25 protein-coding genes are annotated in these 21,882 nt (G+C 39.0%); 16 read left to right on the top strand and 9 right to left on the bottom strand.

All coding sequences use genetic code 11. The features are described 5' to 3' along the window. Positions 1-43: 43 nt before the first annotated feature. Positions 44-1,690, bottom strand: a complete 1,647-nt coding sequence (locus tag MTF67_RS13910) for an electron transfer flavoprotein-ubiquinone oxidoreductase (protein ID WP_248519858.1) — start codon at positions 1,688-1,690, stop codon at positions 44-46. Between the two features lie 220 nt (positions 1,691-1,910). Between MTF67_RS13910 and MTF67_RS13905 the strand changes: the two genes are divergently transcribed. Continuing rightward, positions 1,911-2,660 carry an electron transfer flavoprotein subunit beta/FixA family protein gene (locus tag MTF67_RS13905; RefSeq protein WP_248519857.1) on the top strand — a complete coding sequence of 250 codons (750 nt, stop codon included), beginning with the start codon at positions 1,911-1,913 and terminating at the stop codon, positions 2,658-2,660. Continuing rightward, complete coding sequence (locus MTF67_RS13900) at positions 2,661-3,587, top strand: FAD-binding protein (RefSeq protein ID WP_248519856.1); 927 nt, start codon at positions 2,661-2,663, stop codon at positions 3,585-3,587. 140 nt (positions 3,588-3,727) lie between these two features. Here the strand turns inward: MTF67_RS13900 and asnS are convergent, their stop codons facing one another. Beyond that, positions 3,728-5,125: an asparagine--tRNA ligase gene (gene asnS, locus MTF67_RS13895; RefSeq protein ID WP_006793019.1), complete on the bottom strand. Its 1,398-nt coding sequence runs from the start codon at positions 5,123-5,125 to the stop codon at positions 3,728-3,730. Between the two features lie 297 nt (positions 5,126-5,422). Between asnS and MTF67_RS13890 the strand changes: the two genes are divergently transcribed. Next, complete coding sequence (locus MTF67_RS13890; RefSeq protein WP_008131176.1) at positions 5,423-5,857, top strand: ATP-binding protein; 435 nt, start codon at positions 5,423-5,425, stop codon at positions 5,855-5,857. Between the two features lie 2 nt (positions 5,858-5,859). Here MTF67_RS13890 and MTF67_RS13885 read toward each other — a convergent pair whose 3' ends face one another. The 6 genes from MTF67_RS13885 to bioA all read right to left on the bottom strand — a co-directional run bounded on the left by MTF67_RS13885 (position 5,860) and on the right by bioA (position 12,417). Beyond that, entirely contained in the window at positions 5,860-6,489 is a 630-nt protein-coding gene (locus tag MTF67_RS13885; protein ID WP_248519855.1) for a Vat family streptogramin A O-acetyltransferase, read from the bottom strand. A 30-nt stretch (positions 6,490-6,519) separates the two neighbouring features. Further along, entirely contained in the window at positions 6,520-7,530 is a 1,011-nt protein-coding gene (locus tag MTF67_RS13880; RefSeq protein WP_039037058.1) for an ABC transporter ATP-binding protein, read from the bottom strand. A 13-nt stretch (positions 7,531-7,543) separates the two neighbouring features. Continuing rightward, complete coding sequence (locus MTF67_RS13875; protein ID WP_248519854.1) at positions 7,544-9,043, bottom strand: iron ABC transporter permease; 1,500 nt, start codon at positions 9,041-9,043, stop codon at positions 7,544-7,546. Continuing rightward, positions 9,043-10,083 (bottom strand): extracellular solute-binding protein, encoded by a 1,041-nt coding sequence (locus MTF67_RS13870; protein WP_248519853.1) that lies wholly within the window; start codon positions 10,081-10,083, stop codon positions 9,043-9,045. Before MTF67_RS13870 ends, MTF67_RS13875 begins: the two co-directional genes overlap by 1 nt. After that, positions 10,083-10,895: a hypothetical protein gene (locus MTF67_RS13865; protein WP_248519852.1), complete on the bottom strand. Its 813-nt coding sequence runs from the start codon at positions 10,893-10,895 to the stop codon at positions 10,083-10,085. Before MTF67_RS13865 ends, MTF67_RS13870 begins: the two co-directional genes overlap by 1 nt. Before the next feature lie 214 nt (positions 10,896-11,109). Next, complete coding sequence (gene bioA / locus MTF67_RS13860) at positions 11,110-12,417, bottom strand: adenosylmethionine--8-amino-7-oxononanoate transaminase (RefSeq protein ID WP_248519851.1); 1,308 nt, start codon at positions 12,415-12,417, stop codon at positions 11,110-11,112. Between the two features lie 95 nt (positions 12,418-12,512). Here bioA and bioB point away from each other — a divergent pair, with 95 nt between their 5' ends. From bioB to htpX, 5 genes are all read left to right on the top strand, one after another. Further along, positions 12,513-13,553, top strand: coding sequence for a biotin synthase BioB (bioB, locus tag MTF67_RS13855; protein ID WP_006793000.1), 1,041 nt, complete (start codon positions 12,513-12,515; stop codon positions 13,551-13,553). Between the two features lie 13 nt (positions 13,554-13,566). After that, positions 13,567-14,718: an 8-amino-7-oxononanoate synthase gene (locus MTF67_RS13850; protein WP_248519850.1), complete on the top strand. Its 1,152-nt coding sequence runs from the start codon at positions 13,567-13,569 to the stop codon at positions 14,716-14,718. Next, complete coding sequence (locus tag MTF67_RS13845; RefSeq protein WP_248519849.1) at positions 14,715-15,548, top strand: methyltransferase domain-containing protein; 834 nt, start codon at positions 14,715-14,717, stop codon at positions 15,546-15,548. The genes MTF67_RS13850 and MTF67_RS13845 overlap by 4 nt, the downstream gene beginning before the upstream one ends. A 25-nt stretch (positions 15,549-15,573) precedes the next feature. Further along, a complete protein-coding gene (gene bioD, locus MTF67_RS13840) occupies positions 15,574-16,257 on the top strand; it encodes a dethiobiotin synthase (protein ID WP_006792997.1) in 684 nt (227 codons plus the stop codon). A gap of 140 nt (positions 16,258-16,397) precedes the next feature. Beyond that, on the top strand, positions 16,398-17,261 hold the full coding sequence (gene htpX / locus MTF67_RS13835; RefSeq protein WP_006792996.1) for a protease HtpX: 864 nt from the start codon (positions 16,398-16,400) through the stop codon (positions 17,259-17,261). A gap of 76 nt (positions 17,262-17,337) precedes the next feature. Here htpX and gloA read toward each other — a convergent pair whose 3' ends face one another. After that, on the bottom strand, positions 17,338-17,865 hold the full coding sequence (gloA, locus tag MTF67_RS13830) for a lactoylglutathione lyase (RefSeq protein ID WP_248519848.1): 528 nt from the start codon (positions 17,863-17,865) through the stop codon (positions 17,338-17,340). A 338-nt stretch (positions 17,866-18,203) separates the two neighbouring features. Between gloA and MTF67_RS13825 the strand changes: the two genes are divergently transcribed. The 8 genes from MTF67_RS13825 (at position 18,204) to MTF67_RS13790 (ending at position 21,858) form a co-directional block, all read left to right on the top strand. Further along, complete coding sequence (locus MTF67_RS13825; protein ID WP_006792994.1) at positions 18,204-18,422, top strand: hypothetical protein; 219 nt, start codon at positions 18,204-18,206, stop codon at positions 18,420-18,422. Between the two features lie 99 nt (positions 18,423-18,521). Next, entirely contained in the window at positions 18,522-18,971 is a 450-nt protein-coding gene (locus MTF67_RS13820; RefSeq protein ID WP_248519847.1) for a cytochrome c oxidase assembly factor Coa1 family protein, read from the top strand. 22 nt (positions 18,972-18,993) lie between these two features. After that, positions 18,994-19,392 carry a hypothetical protein gene (locus MTF67_RS13815; RefSeq protein WP_248519846.1) on the top strand — a complete coding sequence of 133 codons (399 nt, stop codon included), beginning with the start codon at positions 18,994-18,996 and terminating at the stop codon, positions 19,390-19,392. A gap of 234 nt (positions 19,393-19,626) precedes the next feature. Continuing rightward, positions 19,627-19,938 (top strand): hypothetical protein, encoded by a 312-nt coding sequence (locus tag MTF67_RS13810; RefSeq protein WP_248519845.1) that lies wholly within the window; start codon positions 19,627-19,629, stop codon positions 19,936-19,938. Between the two features lie 184 nt (positions 19,939-20,122). Beyond that, a complete protein-coding gene (locus tag MTF67_RS13805) occupies positions 20,123-20,443 on the top strand; it encodes a hypothetical protein (RefSeq protein WP_248519844.1) in 321 nt (106 codons plus the stop codon). A gap of 18 nt (positions 20,444-20,461) precedes the next feature. After that, positions 20,462-21,010: a GNAT family protein gene (locus tag MTF67_RS13800; protein WP_248519843.1), complete on the top strand. Its 549-nt coding sequence runs from the start codon at positions 20,462-20,464 to the stop codon at positions 21,008-21,010. Between the two features lie 197 nt (positions 21,011-21,207). Continuing rightward, positions 21,208-21,441 (top strand): hypothetical protein, encoded by a 234-nt coding sequence (locus tag MTF67_RS13795; RefSeq protein ID WP_248519842.1) that lies wholly within the window; start codon positions 21,208-21,210, stop codon positions 21,439-21,441. A 108-nt stretch (positions 21,442-21,549) separates the two neighbouring features. After that, positions 21,550-21,858: a DUF6419 family natural product biosynthesis protein gene (locus tag MTF67_RS13790; RefSeq protein ID WP_248519841.1), complete on the top strand. Its 309-nt coding sequence runs from the start codon at positions 21,550-21,552 to the stop codon at positions 21,856-21,858. Positions 21,859-21,882 lie beyond the last annotated feature (24 nt).

The raw sequence follows: 21,882 nt of genomic DNA, 5'->3' as shown, positions 1-21,882 counted from the left end.
CCCTGCAATTTAGGATATGTTTATAATTTATATGTAAAAGATATTACATATTGGGGTAATTAGGGCCGCCAGCGCCCTCTGGGGTAACCCACGTGATGTTTTGGCTCGGATCTTTAATGTCACAGGTTTTACAGTGAACACAGTTTTGTGCATTTATTACAAACTCGTTGTTACCTTCTATTTCTTGCACCTCATAAACACCTGCTGGGCAATAGCGCTGCGCAGGTTCATCAAATTTCACAAGATTAACTTTTATTGGTATTGCTGTGTTTTTAAGTTTTAGGTGACAAGGTTGAGACTCTTCATGGTTAGTGTTTGATAAAAACACACTTGAAAGTTTATCAAAACTAAGTGAACCATCAGGCTTAGGGTAAGCTATTTTTTCAGCAATGTTAGCATCAACCAGCGTAGAGTAATCTGGTACATCATCTTTAAAGGTAAATGGTAAAGCACCGTTGAATACATTTTGATCGAGCGTGTTATATGCACCCCCTAAAAATTTACCTAGCTTATGCATCACCGGACCAAAATTACGAGACTGATAAAGCTCTTTATAAGCCCAAGATTGTTCAAACTGCGTGTGGTAATTTACTAAATCAGTATTAGCTTGTTCATTTTCTAATGCTTCAAAAATGACTTCAGCGGCTATCATGCCCGATTTCATTGCTGTGTGATTTCCCTTAATTTTTGCAAAATTTAATGTGCCTGCATCACAGCCTACTAATAATCCGCCAGGAAAATGCATTTTAGGTAAAGAGTGTAATCCACCTTTTGCAATAGCACGCGCGCCATAAGCAATACGCTCACCGCCTTCAAGTACGTGTTTAAAAACAGGATGATGTTTCATTCGCTGGAATTCATCAAACGGGCTTAAATGCGGGTTTGTGTAATTTAAATCAACAATTAAGCCAACAACGACCTGATTATTTTCGCTATGATACATAAATGCACCGCCGCTCGTATCGCCACTTAACGGCCAACCTGTGCCATGAACTACTTTACCTTGTTGATGCTTAGACTCATCTACTTGCCATATTTCTTTAAAACCTAAGCCATAATGTTGAGGCGATGAGTCAGCATCAAGTGCAAACTGGTTTAAAAGTTGTTTGCCTAAATGGCCTCGGCAACCCTCAGCAAAAATAGTATATTTAGCTCTTAGCTCCATGCCTGGCATGTAGCCATCTTTTTCATTACCATCTTTATCAACGCCCATGTCACCCGTAACAATACCTTTTACCGTGTCGTCTTCAATAATAAGTGAATGTGCGCTAAAGCCTGGAAATATTTCTACGCCTAAACTTTCAGCTTGCTCTGCAAGCCAGCGGCATACGTTACCCATTGAAACAATGTAGTTACCATTATTATGAAATGTTTTAGGCGTAGCAAAGTGGGGGATTGATGTTGCTTTTTCTTCGTTATTAAACCAATAAATTTCATCATTTGTAACTTTCGTAGTTACTGGCGCACCTTGCTCTTGCCAATTTGGTAGTAATTCATCTAATGCTTTTGTTTCAAATACAGCGCCCGATAGAACATGCGCGCCAACTTCTGAGCCTTTTTCTACAACACAAATCATGCACTCTTGTTGTTTTTCTTGTGCAAGTTGTGCGAGTTTTATTGCACTAGCAAGTCCCGCAGGTCCAGCGCCTACAACAACTACATCAAATTCCATGGTTTCACGTTCGACCATAATAACCTCTTTATTTATGACGGACTCACTCAATACTGCCTCAGTATTTGAATAAGGTATTCAGCCTATTTATTACAATGCCAATTTTTCGTTACAGGCTGTGAATAGTTAAAGGTTATTTTAGGTTGACGTTTACGTCAACAGGAAGTAGTCTGATTTCATAAAATAAATAGGTTGACGTACACGTTAGGTTGTAGGTTTAAATAATTATGGAGTTCCTATGAAAGTTCTTGTACCAATAAAACGCGTTATAGATTACAACGTAAAAGCGCGTGTCAAAAGTGACAACAGCGATGTAGATTTAACGAACGTTAAAATGGCGATGAACCCATTTTGTGAAATTGCAATTGAAGAAGCTATTCGCTTAAAAGAAGCCGGTACAGCCACTGAAGTTGTAGCTGTTACTATTGGCGCTAAAACATCGCAAGAACAATTACGCACAGCGCTTGCACTGGGTGCAGATAAAGCAATCCACATCGAAACCGATGAAAAATTAGAGTCATTACACATTGCAAAATTACTCGCAAAAATTGTAGAGCAAGAAGCGCCAGAACTTGTTATTTTAGGAAAGCAGTCGATTGATTCAGACAATAACCAAACGGGTCAAATGCTTGCAGCATTAACTAATCGTGGGCAAGGTACGTTTGCGTCTAAAGTGGTCATCGCTGATGGAAAAGTAAATGTTACGCGTGAAGTAGACGGCGGTTTGCAAACGGTCGCACTTTCATTGCCAGCCATTATCACTACAGATTTACGTTTGAACGAACCACGTTATGCATCACTACCCAATATAATGAAAGCAAAACGCAAGCCGCTTGATGTAATAGCTGCAGACTCTTTAGGTGTAGATTTAACACCTCGTATTCAGCTTGTTAGCGTAGAAGAACCGGCTAAGCGTAGTGGTGGCATTATTGTAGAAGACGTTGCACAACTTGTAGAAAAATTAAAAACAGAGGCAAAGGTGATTTAAATGAAAACACTTGTAATTGCAGAGCACGACAACGGTGCCTTAAAACCAGAAACCTCAAAAACAATTAATGCGGCTATTCAAATGGGTTTTCCTGTTGATGTATTAGTGGCCGGTGAAAACATCGCCAGTATGAGCGAGTCTATTTCAAGTATAGAAGGCGTTGCGAGTGTGCTTGTTGCAGATAATGCAGCTTATGCACACCAACTAGCAGAAAGCATGACCGATTTAGTTATGTCGTTAACTAACAACTACAGTCATATTGTGGCAAGTGCAACTACCACAGGCAAAAACTTTATGCCACGTGTTGCGGCCCTTTTAGACGTAGCGCAAATATCGGAAATTATTGATGTAATAGATGCCGATACGTTTAAACGCCCAATTTATGCCGGTAACGCTATTGCGACTGTTAAATCACTTGATGCTAAAAAGGTGATTACCGTACGCGCAAGTAGTTTTGATTTGCAAGGCGATCAAGCCGCTGTAAGTATTAATACTTTAGATACAGTATCGGACTCACAGTTAAGTACGTTTGTAAGCGTTGAGCAAACTGAGTCAGAGCGCCCAGAACTTACCGCTGCTGAGGTGGTTATATCTGGCGGTCGTGGTATGCAAAATGGCGAAAATTTTGCGTTATTAAATGGCATTGCCGATAAACTAGGTGCCGCTATTGGTGCATCGCGCGCTGCGGTAGACGCAGGCTTTGTACCTAATGATATGCAAGTAGGTCAAACAGGTAAAATTGTAGCGCCTAACTTATACATCGCAGTGGGTATTAGCGGTGCCATTCAACATTTAGCGGGTATGAAAGACTCAAAAGTGATTGTTGCAATTAACAAAGACCCCGATGCACCTATTTTTCAGGTTGCAGACTATGGACTCGTTGCCGATTTATTTGATGTGTTACCGCAATTAGAAAACGCACTATAACCATTTATTAAACCTTATTCTGGTTGAAAGCCGTGGTGCCTGATGGGTGCTGCGGCTTTTTTTATACGCTAAGTTTTAGCCACAAAAAAACCAGCCAATTGGCTGGTTTTTGATATGTAAACAATTTACTAAGTAATTGTTTAGTAAGTTGCGCTGCCTTTCGTACGAGGGAAGGCGATTACGTCACGTACATTGCCCATACCTGTTACATAAGCAACTAAGCGTTCAAAACCTAAACCAAAGCCTGAATGTGGCACACTACCGTATTTACGTAGGTCGCGGTACCAGCTGTAATCTTCTTTGTTTAAGCCCATTTCTTCAAGGCGTGCATCAAGCACATCAAGGCGCTCTTCACGTTGAGAACCACCAATGATTTCACCAATACCCGGTGCAACTACGTCCATAGCAGCAACGGTTTTGCCGTCTTCGTTTTGGCGCATGTAAAATGCTTTAATATCACGTGGGTAGTTTTTAATTACTACCGGTGCTTTAAAGTGTTCTTCTGCTAGGTAACGTTCGTGCTCAGACTGTAAATCTACACCCCATTCAACATCAAACTCAAATTTCTTACCGCAGTTTTTAAGAATTTCTACTGCGTCTGTGTAATCAACTTGTGCAAAATCTTTTTCAACAAATTCTTCTAAACGGCTAATCGCAGTTTTTTCGATACGTTGAGCAAAAAACTCCATGTCGTCACGGCGCTCTTCAAGTACCGCTTTAAATACGTACTTAAGCATATTTTCAGCAAGCTTTGCAATGTCTTCTAAATCTGCAAATGCTACTTCAGGTTCAACCATCCAAAACTCGGCCAAGTGGCGTGAAGTATTTGAGTTTTCTGCACGGAAAGTAGGGCCAAACGTATAAATTTTTGACATTGCAGACGCGTAAGTTTCACCGTTTAACTGGCCAGATACAGTTAAGAATGCTTCTTTTCCAAAAAAGTCTTCACTGTAATCAACATCGCCTTTATCTGTACGCGGTAGGTTTTGCATATCAAGTGTAGATACACGGAACATTTCGCCAGCGCCTTCACAGTCACTTGCTGTGATAATAGGTGTGCTGATCCAGTAGTAACCTTGCTCGTGATAAAAACGGTGAATGGCTTGTGCTAAACAGTTACGTACACGTGTTACTGCGCCAATCATGTTAGTACGTGGGCGAAGGTGAGCGTGTTCACGTAAGTATTCAATGCTGTGGCGTTTTGCCGACATTGGGTATGAATCTGGGTTTTCTACCCAACCTAATACAGTGACCGTATTCGCTTGAATTTCAAACGATTGGCCTTTGCCCGCAGATTGAACTAAAACACCAGTAACCGATACAGAACAACCGGCTGTTAAGCTAGTAACTTCATCATAATTATTTAGTGAATTAGGAACTACCGCTTGAATAGGATCAAAACACGAACCGTCATGAACGGCTAAAAATGATATTCCTGCTTTTGAATCGCGGCGAGTACGGATCCAGCCTTTAATTGTTACTTGGCTGTCTACCGCAACATTGCCTTTTAATAGCTCTGAAATCGCTAAATGGCTCATCTTCACTCCAATGATATAAGTTGCCTAACTTTATTTATTTAAATATGTACAGTATATAAACCATAATTTATTGATAGATGGTGCTGTACTAGAACCCTGTATCTTACCTAGTAAAGTAAAATAAAAAAACTATTGCGGGCAACTCTTTATAAGTTTTTATCAATGCGGTTTATTTTTAGTCGATTTTTAGGCACAAATGACTAAGTTTGTAATTTGCTGCTCTGAAGTTTAGCGATTTTGTGGCATTATATATTCTTTGATTTCTCAATACTGACCATTACTTTAGAAATGGATGCTATGAAACAAGTTTTTATTTTACGTGGACTACCTGGAAGCGGTAAGTCGTATTATGCACAAAATTTAGCAGACGAATTAGCGACTGCAGATGAAAGCCAATACTTAATTTGCTCAACAGACGATTATTTTTTAAATGAGCAGGGCGAATATCATTTTGATAAATTTAAATTACCGCAATACCATAATTTAAATTTAGCGCGTTTTATACAAGCGCTCGCACAAGATATTCCGCTCGTGATTGTAGACAACACCAATATAAAAAAATGGGAGTTTGTTGCATACACTCAAGCAGCTGTTGCATTAGGTTACCAAGTTAAAGAAGTGATAGTGGGTGAAGTAAAAGATAAATCCATGCAGCACTTATACGCTAAACGCAATTCGCATAACGTGCCGCTTAAAACCATAAGTAAAATGGCGTATATGTTTGAATGGTAGTGTTATAGTTTAGACAGTAAGTCTAAATTATTTTGAGTTATAGCATCTAAATGAGCAGTGATTTTGTCACTGCTCCAATCCCACCATGCAATAGATAGCAGTGCATCAATCGTTTTATCGTCAAACCGCTGTTTGATTATTTTTGCTGGATTACCACCAACGACAGCATAAGCAGGCACATCGTTGGTCACTACCGATTTACTAGCAATGATAGCGCCACTTCCTATTTTTACCCCTGGCATAATAGTGGCGTTATAGCCTATCCACACATCATTGCCAATTTCTGTATTTCCTTTAAATGGTAAGTCACCTGGTTGAGGTGCAGACTTTTCCCATCCGTTACCAAATATAAAAAATGGGTAGGTAGAAAAACCAGTACTTTTATGATTAGCCCCATTCATTATAAAAGTTACATCTTTTGCTATGGCACAAAACTTCCCAATAATAAGTTTGTCGCCAATAAAATCGAAATGATAAAGTACGTTTTTTTCGAAGTGTTCAGGCCCATCAGGGTCGTCGTAATACGTATAATCACCGACTTCTATATTAGGCGACGTAATAAAATTTTTTAAATAACCTACTTGAGGAAACCCTTGCATTGGAGATGGGTTATTTGGATTTGGTCCGTTCATAGTTTCCTCTAAAGTAAAATATTTAATGCGCTAGTTTTTAAAAGCAGCCAACGGATGAGAGGTACTTAGCGAAACATGTACGTTGTCACCAGGGTGTACAACCAGTTCATGACTCACGCGGCTAGTGACTACTGTACCACAGGCAAGTTTTATAGCGCATAATCGACTACCGCCTTCAAAGCGGACCCAAATAACCTCACCATTATTACCTATACTGCTTTGTACTAATAAAACATCGTCGGGGCGAAGCAATACATCAACATTGCCTTGAGCGCAGTCAACACCATGCGCGGGCACATTGCCAATATCGGTAAGTGCTTGGCCGTTATTTAATGTGCCTTTTATAAAGCTAGCTTCACCTAAAAAACGCGCAACAAAGCGGTTTTCTGGGGTGCTAAAGCATTTTTCGGGAGTGTCAATTTGTTGTATTTGCCCACCTTTTAAAACACCAACACGATCCCCAACCGATAGTGCCTCTTCTTGGTCGTGGGTAACCCAAATAGCAGGTACACCTGCATTTTTTAGTGCGTTTCGGATATCCCAACGCAGCATGTCTTTTAACGCCGCATCTAGATTCGACAGCGGCTCATCAAGTAATACAAAGTCAGGTTGGTGAGCAAGAGTACGTGCTAATGCAACACGTTGCTTTTGACCGCCAGACAGGGTCGCAGGTTTCTTAGTTCTAAACTCTTCAAGACCAAGTAGGTTAATCCATTGATCTGCCACGCTGTGATCTTTTAATTTAAAACAAATATTTTGCTCAACCGTTAAATGCGGAAATAACGCAAAGTCTTGAAAAACCATACCTACACTGCGCTTCTCAGGAGGCACTGATTTATTACGGGTTGCACGCCATTTATCTGCGTTTATTTCACCTTCAGAAATAGGTATTAAGCCTGCGAGTGCTTGTAATATTGTACTTTTACCGCAACCGGTGGGGCCAACAAGCATTAGGATTTCGTTTTCACCAAGCGTTAAATTCAAATCGCTCACAACGCGATTACTGCCATAATCTATAGACAACTGACTTACAGATAGCATTTACTTCAAATCCTTAATGTTCAAACTGATTACGTTTTTCGCCAGACATCATAATAGCTAAACCACAAGCAGAGATCACCACTAATAACAGCCCAGGTATAGCGGCACGGCCAAAATAGCCAGCTTCGTAAACACGCCATAAATAAGTAGACAGGGTTTCAAACCCAGTAGGGCCTAGCAATAAAGTGGCTTCAAGTTCACGCATTGACTCTAAAAACACCAATGCACCACCAGCGACGATACCACGCATGGTTAAAGGCAAAGTAATACGTGTGAAGGCTTCGCGCGGGCTTGCACCAAGCACTCGAGCAGATTTTACTAAGCTAGGGTCTAAATGTTCGGTACTAGTACGAATTGAACCAACCGCGAGAGGCAAAAAACGTAGCATGTAGGCAATAATAAGTAACCCCAAAGTTTGATACAAAAATGGTAATTGCAACCCGCCATAAACCAGCGCTGTGCCCATTACAATACCGGGTATGCCAAAGCCAAAGTAAGTAACGCGCTCCATAATTCTGCCTGCTTTGCCACTGAGTGCCGCGTGCGCAACAGGTACTGCTACTATTACGGCAACAATAGCAGCAAGTGCAGACGCATAGGTAGAATGCCACGCAATGGTAAAATCAAAATTACTTAAGCCATCTCGTGCAAGCCATATAAAAAATATTGCCAAGGGTAAGCCAATCGCTAGAAACAGCACAGGGGCGAACAGAGCAAATAACGCACTCAATTGAAGTTTACTTGGGAATAAAATAAGGGGGCGGCCATGACGCTCACTCGCTGTTTTTATTTGCGACTCTATAAGTAATAAAAAGCCTACAATAACCATTAATTGAAGCGACAGCATCGCTGCGCGACCCAGTTCAAACGCATTGTATTCAACATAAATAACACGGGTGAACGTATCAAGTCTCATCATGGCTGGGGTGCCAAAGTCAGATAAAGTATAAAGTGCCACTAATAACGACCCAGCAGCAATGCCATTTACCACGCGGGGTAGAATAACTTTGAATACACTTTGCGTCATCGACATACCCAATGTGCGAGCTGCGTTTACCATGCTGGCGTCTAAACTGAGTAAAGATGAACGGGTAGTCATCATTACAAATGGAAATGTATACAAGGTCATAACTATTGCAGCGCCGGATAGCCCATACATAGACGGTGTTTCAAATCCGAGTAAATTATTTATTTCACCCCCAGGGCCAAATGCAGCATAAAGCGTAAACGCACCAATATAACTAGGTATAGCAAGGGGAGCGGCAAATAATACAAGCCATGCTTTTTTAAATGGTAAGTGTACATAGGCGCTTATAAACGCTAGTGGTACGCCGATTAAAATTGAGCCTAAAACAGTTAAGCCCATTAAAGCCAGTGTATTACCTAATATGGTTAAATTATGGCTATCAAAATAGGAACTTGAGTCACTAGCAAGCACCATTAATATACAAATAGGGGTAAGCGTAATGAGCGCTGCGAGCAGCGCCATTGGGTAAGATGGGGGTAATCGCATTATAAAACGCCGTTGCTGCGCATTAAGTCAATAGTGGGTCGCAAATCTGCAAGCTGTGTTAAATCAATTTTAGGTGGTGAAACACTCGAAAGCGAAGGTAAACCATCAGGCTGAGCAATACCGTTTACAAGGGGGATTTCGTAGGCTTCACGTGCTAAATAGCCTTGAACTTCTTTGCTGAGTAAATAGCGCATAAAGTTAGTTGCAAGCGGGTCACTGTTAAGCGTTAATATACCCGAGGCGTTTACTAAACAGCCTGCATCGTTTTGGGTAAAGGCTAAATCAAGATTTGCATCCGGCTTGCCTGATTTTAAACGTAAAGTGTAATAATGATTAGCAAAGCCAATATCAACTTCACCCCGTTCCACACCCATTACAACGCCTAATTCACCTGCGTATGTTTTTGCACGTTTTTTAACTTTTTTGAGCCATTTAGCCGTTTTATCATCGCCTTGTAAAATACGCATTGCTGTAACAAACGATTGAAAAGACGCATAAGCAGGGGCCCAACCAATACTCAAGTCGCTGTCAGCAATTTCCATAATGCTGGTTGGAATTTGATCTTTAGTTAAACGCGACGTATTAAAAGGCAATGTACGAATACGTCCTGTTACTGGCGCCCAGTCTTTATATTTAAATTGCGGCTGCAGTTGAGCCGATAAATCGTCTGGCAGTGGTTTTGCTAGACCTGCATCGGTCACTAAACCAATTGCACCTGAGTCCACAGCCCAAAATAAATCAGCACGTTTAACACCCGCTTTGGCTTCTGCAACAATTGTGTTGGCAAGTGCAGCTGTTGGTCCACGGCGAATAGCTAAATTAAAATCAGGGTTATTTTTTTGGATAGCTTGTAATACGTTTTCGTATAAACCACCTTCACCTCGGCCTAAATATAAGGTTAAATCACCTTTAAGCTTAGGTAAATCGTCAACCGAGACAGGGTTGGTTACTGTATTAGCAAAAGCTTGCGATAGAGGTAATGGCAATGAGCCAATTACCCCTAATGCTGCTAACCCTTGTATAAAGGTTCTGCGTTCCACTAAAAAACGTCCTTACGGTTTTTTTCTGCTTTTTCAATTAAACGTTTGGCGCGGTCTAATTTTGTTTGCATGCTGGTAACTACATCGCGTACTTCATCAACACTTTTGTTATCTGCGATTGCTTTTGGAAGCGTGACGTTAAAATCTTTTTCAAGTGCCTCGACTAAATTTGCATCTTGCTCGATAAGTTTTCCTTCAACGCCTTCGAATAAATGTAGGTAAGTATCGTGAACAATTTCAGTGGCTTCGTCTTGAAGGCGCTCAGCAAGTTTTGCGATGACGCGGTCTAGTTTGTGCTTTATTTCGTCTATTGTTGCACTTTGTGTCATTTCTTTACTTGCTGTAGCTGTAACAGACTCTAACAAACCTTTTTGTTGAAATTTAGCCGCTAATTTAACAGCACCTAAACCTTGCCATAAAGCATTATTCATTGCGGTTTGTTGTACACGAACCTCAGCGGCTGATTTACCACCGTCAATTGCCATTTTTACACCGTACAAACCCTGCCAAATAGAGGCATAAACAGGCACTAAATTAGTTTCAATTGCACTGTGAAATTTTACCGATTCCCAATATTCAATTAAATCGTCGGTATTTACGGCCTTAGCGCCCTTATTTTCGTATGTGCTAACAAGTGTGTCTACTTTGCCTACCATCCATTCAACTTCTTCGTTATAACTTTTAAGGTTAGCTTGAAGGTGATTTACATGTTCACCAATAGGGCCGTTAGCAAATACAGGTTGCGCAATAAACGCAGACGCTATTAATAAAGAGGCACCTAATGTTTTGGCTGGTTTAAAAAATAAGTTCATGAAAGAAGTCCAAAAAGGTAATTGTAAATGATAGGTATTATCATATCCGTAAATATTACGAAGAGCAATATACTAAAACTGCTAAACACGTTTTTGAAGGCATGAGGACGAATTTAATTAATACAAATGATCTATATCAAGTTAAATCCGCTTTTTGCTTAAAATTAATGAAGCTATTAACTAATTAATACCACTATTAAACTTTAAAAAATCACTATGCTTTAGCGTAATGTTTGCCTTTAATTGCACTATAAATTGCATCGCAAAGCGTTTTAATACTGTTTTCGTCACTTATATACGGTGGCATAAGGTAAATTAGTTTACCGAAAGGGCGGATCCATACTCCTTGTTTTACAAAAAAGGCCTGAATAGTCGCAACATCGATATTGCTAACCTCTTTATTAAGCTCTACAACACCTATCGCGCCGAGCACTCTTACATCAGCTACGTCTTTATGCTCCATACATTTGTGTAATTGCTGAAGTTGATTATTTATTTCTTCTACGCGTTGTTGCCAGTTTTGCTCAAGTAATAAGTCTATGCTGGCACATGCAGCTGCACACGCTAGCGGATTACCCATAAAGGTAGGTCCGTGCATCAAAACTCCGGCTTCACCTTCACTAATGCCTGTGGCAATTTTATCGCTTGTAATCGTTGCCGATAATGTCATTGAGCCACCGGTAAGTGCTTTACCTATACATAAAATATCGGGTTGGATATTAGCGTGTTCAACCGCAAATAACTTACCCGTTCGGCCAAAGCCAGTGGCTATTTCGTCGCAAATTAAAAGTACATTGTATTGATTGCATAGCTGCCTTACGCAGGCTAAATAATCGGGATGATAAAAATTCATACCTCCCGCATTTTGTACTATGGGTTCAATAATAAAAGCAGCTACGTGTTGGTGGTTATTTTTAAAGTACTGTTCAAGCTCAAGCGCTTCACTTTGCTCAAAAGTGCTTGAAAACTTACTGGCAGGGGCTGGTACAAATACGTGCTCAGGTAAAAACCCCTTATATAGGCTATGCATAGAGTTAACAGGATCGCATACGCTCATTGCAGCAAACGTATCGCCATGATAACCCTTATAAGGGGTCATTAATTTTTGTTTTGTTTTAATACCTTGGCTTAACCAGTATTGCAGAGCCATTTTAATAGCTACTTCAACACTTACCGAGCCACTGTCAGCTAAAAATACTTTAGTTAAGCTTGGGGGGGTGATATCTACAAGTTTTTTACACAGCTCAACTGCACTTGAATGTGTGATACCTCCAAACATAATGTGGCTCATGTGATTAATTTGATTAACCATTGCTTTGTTAATAGCAGGGTGGTTGTAACCATGAATAGCGCTCCACCACGATGCCATGCCATCTATAAGTTGCTCGCCTGTTTCGAGATAAATTATATTGTGTTTAGCGTGGGTTACAGGGTAAACGGGAATAGGCTTTGTCATTGATGTGTATGGATGCCAAATGTGTTCACGATCAAAATTTAAATCAATTGAGTGTTTATTGTTCATATGTAAACTTTAACTGGGTGGGCTTCGTTGACAATGGTACGTGAAGTTTTAGACTAATCCAACATCACCGATATGAAAAAAATAAAGAGAGAATTATGGAACTTGCACCTGTTCGCCACAATTGGACCCATAGCGAAGTTAAAGCATTATTTGAAATGCCGTTTAACGATTTACTTTTTAAGGCGGCGTCGGTACACCGTGCTAACTTCAACCCAAATGAAGTGCAAATTTCTACCCTGTTATCAATTAAAACTGGGGCATGCCCAGAAGATTGCAAGTATTGCCCACAGTCAGGGCACTATAAAACCGACCTAGAGCGCGAGCGACTTATTGAAGTAGAAAAAGTAGTAGAGCAAGCGCGTTTAGCTAAACAAAAAGGTGCAACACGTTTTTGTATGGGCGCTGCGTGGTCAGATCCAAAAGACAGAGACATGCCTTACATTTCGAAAATGGTAAAAGAAGTAAAAGAGCTTGGTCTTGAAACCTGCATGACGCTGGGCAAACTCACAAACGAAAAAGCACACGAACTCAGCAGTGCAGGTTTAGATTACTACAACCATAATCTTGATACATCACCTGAATACTACGAGCAAATTATATCAACCCGTACCTTTGAAGACCGATTAAACACCATAGATCATGTTCGCGATGCCGGTATGAAAGTCTGTTCAGGCGGTATAGTCGGTATGGGCGAGCAAGCAGCCGACCGTTATGGGTTACTTATGCAATTGGCTAACTTGCCACAACAGCCAGAAAGTGTACCTATTAATATGCTAGTTAAAGTAAAAGGTACCCCACTTGAAAACGTTGACGATTTAGACCATTTTGAGTTTATACGCACTATTGCTACTGCACGAATAATGATGCCACACAGCTATGTACGTTTGTCTGCAGGGCGTAACGCCATGAACGAGCAAATGCAATCAATGTGTTTTTTTGCAGGTGCTAACTCTATATTTTATGGCGACAAGCTGCTTACCACAGAAAACCCAGAAGCGGATGCCGACATGAACCTCATTAAAAAATTAGGCATGAACCCAGAAACGCGTGAAGATTACTCAGACGAAGCAGTAGCAGCGTCGCTTTCATCGCAAGTTGCAGATAAAGCAACGTCTGAATTATTTTACGAAGCCTAATTAAGCGTTACTCATGCCATTTGAATTTATTAGCACACACCTTAATGAACGGGCAGAGCAATTGCTTTTACGCAAACGCCACGTGGTACAAAGCGCCACAGCACGAACCATTATGGTAAATGATAAAACCTACCTAAATTTTGCCAGTAATGATTACTTGGGCTTTGGTGATTTAACTATTGAGAGTGAAAATATTAATACTTTAGGTAGCCATAGCTCTGCATTAGTAACAGGGTATCAATTACAGCAACAAGCGTTAGAGCAGTACTTATGCACTCAGTTAGGTTATCAAGCTGGGTTGCTTTTTAATTCTGGGTTTAGTGCTAATAGCAGTATAATTAAAGCGTTGTTTCAGGATAAAGCAGCAGCGCAAAACAGCGCTATTTTTCAAGATAAGTTAAACCACGCTAGCTTAATAGATGGGGCACTTCATTCAAATGCGGCTTTAATACGGTTTAACCACAACGATTTAAATCACTTACGATCTCGGCTCGAAAAGTCAAAAGCACAAAATAAGTTAATTATTAGCGAAGGTGTTTTTTCGATGGATGGCGATACGGCCCCTATCAAAGACCTACTGCGCCTTTCAAAACAGCACAATGCATGGCTGATGATAGACGACGCACATGGCTTTGGCGTGTTAGGTAATACAGGGCTGGGTAGTTGCGAAACATTTATTGGCGATATTTTACCCGATATACTCATCATCACATTTGGTAAAGCTGTTGCTAGTAGTGGCGCGTGTGTGTTGGGTTCACGCGCATTTATAGACTACATGCTGCAATATAACCGCGATTACACATACTCAACGGCTATGTCGCCATTATTGGCAGATAATACATTAGTTCGCTTAAAGCACATTAAAAAAGCTAACACGCAACGAGTAATGTTAAATAAAAACATTGCTACTTTTAAACACCTTGCACAACAGCACAACATAGCGGTAATGGAGTCCGATACGGCTATTCAACCTATTGTATTAGGGTGTGCAGAGCAAACATTAAAAGCGGCTAATAAACTCAAGCAACAAGGAATTTGGCTAACCGCTATTCGCCCACCTACGGTTGCGTACAATACTGCACGCTTAAGAGTGACGTTAACGGCAGCGCACACCCTTGATGATATTACTTATCTAGTTAAACATTTAGCAGAGGCACTATTATGATAGCCCATGCACTTGATAGTAAGCCGGTTACAAAGCCCGCAACAATGTGCCATTTAAAAAGGTTTAACCCAGCCCTTAAAAAAGGAGCGCAGGTTAAATTTTCAAAAGCGGCGGGTGATTACAATACGCATGCACATGTTCAAAAAAAAGCAGCGGATGATTTGTTCAAATTAATAACGCCTTCAACATGTAATAAAAATAAAGTGTGTGTTGATTTAGGTGCAGGCCCACTTGTAAACACCGATCAGCTTAAAAGCCTTTACGGTAATGTGCTTTCCATGGATTTAAGTTTTAATATGCTCAATAGTTGTAATAAAGGCGATTACAAAGTATGCGCAGATATGGACAATTTACCATTACAATCAAACAGTGTAGATATTATTTTTAGTAACTTTGCGGTGCAATGGTCAGCTAACTTTAAGGTGCTTTTAAAGTCACTTTATGAGGTATTAAAACCTGGCGGGCAAGCTTTTATTAGCACTGTAGTTGAAGGCTCACTAAACGAAATAAAAACAGCGTTTGCTGCGGTAGATAGCCACAGCCATATTAATACATTTAATTCGGTTGATTATATAAACCAATCGGTCCAAAGTTCTGGTTTTAATGTTACAAGCTCTAAAAGCACAATTTATACAGATAAATACTCGACACCGCTGCAAGCAATTCGCTCAATAAAAGCAATTGGTGCAACCACTCAGAATACAGGAAAAACACGCCCAGGGTTATTAACAAAATCGGCGCTCAAAACGGCGTGTGCAGCGTATCCAGTAATAAACCAAAAAGCCTGTGTTTCTTATCATGTAGTATTGTTATCATTAACTAAAGCGTAAACATCGTTTGTTACAAGGCAAAGCTATGAAAGAATTTTTTATTACTGGTACCGACACCGATGCGGGAAAAACACATGTAACCAGTTTATTGTTAAAACTGCTTGCCCAACATAAAAAAAAGGCAATAGGGTATAAACCACTAGCTGCTGGGTCTGAAATGGCGTTTGACCAACTTGTTAATGCTGATGCACTTATGCTAATGGAAAGTGCAACAGTAAGCGCAAAGTATGACGTGGTAAATCCCTTTACTTTTGCACCACCCATAGCCCCCCACATAGCCGCAGAGCAGGCGGGTGTAACTATTAATGTAAACAAACTTACTGCAGCCTATAAAACGGTAAAACAGCAAGGCGCTGACTACCTGCTTACAGAAGGTGCTGGTGGTTGGGCTTTGCCTATAAATAATACCGAGTATTTATACGATTGGGTAAAAGCTGAGAAACTACCGGTTATATTAGTGGTTGGTATGAAGTTGGGATGTTTAAATCATGCACTTTTAACCGCAGCACACATACAAAGCTTAGGCATTAACTGTATAGGTTGGATAGCCAACCAGGTTGATGAACACATGGATGAATACCAAGCAAACCTTGATAGTTTAAAGGCACGTTTACCGTTTCCCATTCTTGCTATTAGCCCGTACAGCGAACAAACACCAAAATTACAAATCTATAAAACACTTCTTGAAAATTTATCAATAAATCCATAAATAGTACTTGCGCTGTGACATAGTTTGTCACAGAATAACACTATCGCAATGACATAGTGTGTCATTACGGTAGTGTTGCTTACAGCCGATCAAATTTTAGTAAATCGCTCAGCAATAAATGTTATTTTTGGAGAACGCGAATGAAACGTGTATTTTTGTTTTTATTAACTAACCTTGCGGTTATGTTGGTATTAGGTGTGGTGCTTTCAATTATAATGAGCGCGCTAGGCTTAAGTCATCGTAGCCTAGGTGGTATATTACTTATTGCGGCCGTATTTGGTTTTGGTGGGTCGTTTATTTCACTTTATATGTCTAAATGGATTGCTAAAAAATCAACGGGTGCGCAGGTTATTACTCAACCAAGTAACCAAACCGAACAATGGCTTGTAAACACTGTGGCAGTACAAGCTAAAAAAGCTGGCATTGCAATGCCTGAAGTTGCAATTTACGACAGCCCTGAAATGAACGCCTTTGCAACAGGCCCAAGTAAAAACAATTCACTAGTTGCTGTAAGTACAGGGCTAATGCAAAGCATGACCCAAGATCAAGCCGAAGCAGTGCTTGCTCATGAGGTGTCACACATTGCTAGTGGCGATATGGTAACGCTTACGCTTATTCAAGGTGTGGTTAATACCTTTGTTATATTTGCTGCAAAAGTGTTGGCAAATATTGTAGATAATTTTCTTAATGGCGATGAAGAAGAGGGCGGAATAAGCTGGACCTACATTTTGTTCGATATGTTATTCCAAGTCCTGTTTGGTGTGTTGGCAAGTATAGTTGTAGCGCATTACAGCAGACAGCGTGAATTTGCAGCCGACAGCGGTGCCGCTAAATTAGTTGGTGCAGATAAAATGCGTTCTGCCCTAGAAAGGTTAAAGCAAAACCATCCTTCACAATTGCAAGGTTCAATGATGGCATTTGGTATTGCGGGTGGTAAAAGCATGGCTGAGCTGTTTTCATCTCACCCGCCGCTTGAAACACGAATAAGTGCTCTGAGTAAGTAATTTTACAATAAAATACAAAAGCCAGCGTAACAGCTGGCTTTTTAGTATGTGGTAACCGGTTTATCAAGAGTTGAGATTATTTACCAAAAATAATATCGGTTATACCATCTGGTGAGAGTATTTCTATCCAGTAGCCGTCAGGGTCTTTAATAAATGCTAAGCCTTTCATTGAACCATCGTCTGGCTTTTTTACAAATTCAACATCGTATTTTGCAAAGCGCTCACTGGCAGCGTACACATCGGGTACACTAATACCAATATGGCCAAACCCTTTTGGCTCGTCGTTACCGCTGTGGTAGCCCTTAAAACTATCGTCGTTTTCAGTGCCCCAGTTATGAGTGAGCTCTATAAGAGCAGGGCGACCAAATACCCATTTTGCTTTTGTCTTATCATCACCTTCTGGCTGTGTTGGCTCGTAGCCTAAAAAGTACAGCGTAAACTTCATTTCAGGAAAGTCATACTTACCTAATAGCTTCATACCTAATACATTTTGATAAAATGCCAGCGACGGTTTTGGATCTTTTATACGTAACATAGTTTGCTGCATTACATAGCCTTCAGTGGCCTGTGCAATTTGCTCTGGAGATTCGTCATACTGAGACATGCGGTGATCCTTAATGAAATGAATGAAAAATTTAAATGAATTTATAAAAGCAGACTTTGCATTATCATAATCAACAGCCGCAAAAATTAAAACCACCTAGCTAAATTAACAGCCAGTGAGTTAAGTGTTTTATAACCGAGGAATGAAATATTTACCGGTACTGTGTATTTATACAGTTCTTGTGTTTTATCCCATAACATTATTAAAAGTCGTTTTGGTGGATTTTAATAACGGGTGTTTTAAAGCCTACGTAATTACCTGTTTACATTAAAGTTGTTTAGTGGAATTATTAAGCAACGTAATGTAATTTTTGCTGAAAACTAAAAAGGAGTTTAATAATGAAATTATTTAGAATTAAAAATGCGAGTTATATTACTAAGAAGAATATCTCATCCACTTTTATGTTATTTATAGCCTCTGTAATTCCAGTTACTTTTGTAATTCAAAGAGAGCTTTTTATTGGCTCAATGTTAATGATAATTGTCGTGGGTGTTTATTTGTCGCTATTAACTGGTAAAGGTCTGTTTAAGTCTAAAAATAAAAGCACTGGGCTTTAAATTGTAATCACATAACAATCCAATTATTCCGACCTCAATTCTCTGAGCTCGTTTCGTCGGCATATTGGGCCTTTATGTGCCAAGGGAGTATAGAGTTAAATGTCATTTATTGATGTAGGGTTCGCATGGTGGAATAGTAAAAGTAAATTCCATAAACGAGTAATGTTCTTTTGTGCTTTTATCATAATATTTACAATAATAATGGCTTCCGTAATAGTTAACTTTACTGACAGCCGCGCATTCAAGATGGCAGTAAGTAAACTATCCACTAATCCTATTGTTCAGGCTAACTTTGGTCAATCCCCAGATTTTTCATTTGATTACGCAAATGGATTTGAAATTTCCGATAGTGGGGTTAAGGGTGAAGCAAACTTTGCTATCAAAATAATAGGTAATGAAAAATCAGGACTCGCATATGTTGTAATGTACAAATCTGCAGGTATCTGGAAAATCGAAGAACTAAACTTGCTCATGGATAACGAAGAACCAATTGTGCTAATTGGCATAAAACAATCATTAGAGCAGGACAATGTTCCTCACCCGTTTTAGTGCGGTAATTATTAAGGGTCTCATGAAGATAGTTATACTTTTTATTTTTCTTTTTCCCCCTTCTGTTTTTGCAGATGATTGCTCTTTTGAACACCTACGTAATGACTTAATTACTGAAAGTGCAGAGATTGATGCAAAACAAAGTTTTGAGACTAAAGGAGTGTCTTTTATCGCCGTCGCTAATGGTTTAGTTCCTGCTCGCCCTGGGTTTGAGCATATTCAAATGACAGCATGTATTATATTGAAAACTAGATGGGATGTTTTGTGGGTTGGTGCAGACAGCGGTAATTGTTCTGCACAAATTGAGCTGGAAAAACACGCCATTGCTTATTCACGTATTTTTAACGAGGAAATGCTAGAACTCACTAAGCATAGTAAAAACTATAATTGTGCTAATGATTTGCAAAATTTACTTAATTAGAACGAGTACGACTTTTTATATTCTATTAGACACGCACTCTTCAAAACAATTACAGGAAAGCAAATCACGTCATTCTGTTTACAATAAATGTAAGCCAGCCAAAAAAGAGCAAATAAGTCATTTGCTTTAAGCCAAGTATTAATATTAACTAATAAATAGTTACAAATTAAAGTTGGTTTTATTAGCGTAAGTCATTTAGTTTATGGATTAAAATTTTATGTAAGAAGGATTTTTATGAGTAATTCATCTACGAGAGAAAAAGTAGCGTTTACGCTATGTATTAGTTTTGCTTTTTTATTATTAATTAGCGGCATTTACGATTTTTGGATTATCGAATTTAATGCACAAGATTTATTAATTAGTATTGGGGCATTCTTATTGCTACTTAGTTTAGCGTTAATACCGAAAATATTTTTCTTACCTTTTACTGATATTTTTAAATCAAAAGAAACACCATCTATAGGTATTCCCAAAGTACAGCAATGTATTATGTTTTCAGGTACATTGCTATGCGCATTTGGATTTGCATTGAGGTTGTTTTTTTAATAAATGTGAAACCTAAACTTACCGTATAAGTTAAAGGCTTAATGATTATATGAAGTTTACTTCTAGATATAATAGTATTCGCTTTAGCTTATGCTTGATTACTCGTCGTTAATTACTAAATAGAGGGTTTAGCTATAAACATATTACATCTAGATGGCGCGGCTGATTTTAGCGTGGGTGATTGTTGTTTGCTTTATTAGATCAGGTTTCGGTTTTGTATAACCTACCAGTAAATATTGTAATTTTACTTGCCAGTGCCAATGTTATTTATGGAATTTACGCTTTAACCCTTGCTTTTTTAGTCACTAAGCCTGTTTACTCAATCACTGTATTGGCAATAGCTAACGCGGTATGGGTATGTATATGCATTTTTATTGCTTTATATTATGTACAAACAGCAAGTTTAATTGGCGTTGTGTTTATTATATTAGAAGCTGTGTTTGTGTGTATTTTGGCATATTACGAGTTCAAATTTAGGTTTGTATTAATAAACGCACAATTATAAGCATTGAATAGGAATGAAATGGATTTTCCAATATTAAACACCCCACGCATTGTGCTTGACCAAGTAACAGCAGCAGATTCTATGGCCCTGTTTGAGCTTTTTTCAAACCAGTCGGTTATAAAATATTACGATTTAGAAGCTATGACTGAATTAACCCAAGCTAGCAATTTAATCACGTTATTTAATGTTCGTTTTAGTGAAAAATTAGGAATACGCTGGGCTATTCGGTTAAAAAAATCTAATAAACTAATTGGTACCTGTGGGTTTAACTCATGGAATGCCAAAATGCAAAGTGCTGTTATTGGTTATGATTTACAGCCCGATTATTGGGGGAAAGGGTATGTAACAGACGCGGTAAATTGTATTGTAAAAGCAGCTTTTGAAGGTAAATTACCGTGTAGCATACACCGAATACAAGCCGATACTGTTTTAGGTAATGCTGCGTCTGAGGCGGTATTATTAAAAGTAGGTTTTAAAGAAGAGGGTATAAGGCGTCAAAGTGGCTATTGGAAAAACCAATTTCACGATCTTAAATGCTTTGGGTTATTAAAAACAGAGTACATATAAATGTTTAGGGATCTCATAGAAGCTCAGTAAGGAACTCATATTAAGATTTTTTAAAGCTATCGTCATTGCTGCTTATTGTATATTGATGCGTTAGAGACTTTGTTCGAGCTCAAAAACGAGTAGCCTTTTAAAATACAGACAGCCTAAAGGCTAATTTATTTTTAAGTTAAATTTAAAGGAATACAAAGGAAATTTATATGAAAGACATTAAATGTATTTGGTTTTGGTTTACGCTAGTTGTGTGCCCATTATTAATAATTTTAGGTGTAGCGACTTTTGCACAGTTATTAGGGGAGTATGTGTATTCGCCGCAATATAGCTTTTCTTCGTTATCTAGCTTTCAAATTGTGTTTATGGCTGGTGGAATTTGTGCATTTTCTATATTTTTAACCACAATAAAAGAAGCCAAAATACGATTTTTTAAAAAATGAGTTCGTTAACATTGGAAATTGCGGATGTTAAGCAGACCCGGCAAAGTTAATTTGGTTTAATCTTCTTTTAATTACTTGGATTAAACGCCACTTATCATTGAGGTTATTATGTTTAAAATAATAATTGGATGTGCTGTTATATTTTCATTCGTTTGCATGTTACTCGCCTTTGCACCATTTACGCCTGCGATTTTAGGTTCATTTTTTATGTTGTTGTTTGCAGGGGCTATAGGGTACAAAGGCTACCTTCAATCAAGTTTGATATTATTGTTAATTAATACGTTGGCAGTTATTGGCAGCCCGGCTATAAACATTGCTAACAACAATACATTACTGTTTTTACCGATTTTATTTTTAATATCATTTGGTGGTGCTTTTTTGGGGGTAAGAAAGTTAACTTGTAAACACGTTTTATAAATCGAGTTTTGCTCAACGATAATA

The sequence above is a fragment of the Pseudoalteromonas sp. 2CM32C genome (assembly GCF_023161925.1).
Lineage (GTDB): Bacteria > Pseudomonadota > Gammaproteobacteria > Enterobacterales > Alteromonadaceae > Pseudoalteromonas > Pseudoalteromonas marina.
The sequence above is the reverse complement of the archived record's forward strand: the minus strand, read 5'-3'. Positions and strand labels throughout refer to the sequence as shown.